Consider the following 381-nt stretch of genomic DNA (forward strand, 5'->3'; position numbering starts at 1 on the left):
CCGCCGGCCCGGGCCCGCCCCCCCCCCCCCCCCCCGCCGCCCCCCGCCCGCCCCCCCCCCCCCCCCCCCCCCCCCCCCCCCCCCCGCTCCAGTAGGTTTATGTCTCCGCCTGAACGGGAACCCGAGACACTTCGTGTCGTTGAGGGAGTCCCCGGAGGGGCGGAAATCCGGCCTCAGAATCTCTGATAAGGTCGGGCCACGCCGAAAGGGAAAACGCGAAAGCGAAATCCTAGAAGCGAATCCCCATTCCGACGGGGAATCGGACGCGAAAGCATCTGATAGAGTCGGAACACGAAATACCGAAGGGAAGCGCCCGGAGGAAAGCCCGAGAGGGTGAGTACAAAGGAAGCGTCCGTTCCTTGAGAACTCAACAGCGTGCCA

The organism is Streptomyces sp. NPDC048111 (assembly GCF_043202815.1).
Taxonomy (GTDB): Bacteria; Actinomycetota; Actinomycetes; order Streptomycetales; family Streptomycetaceae; genus Streptomyces.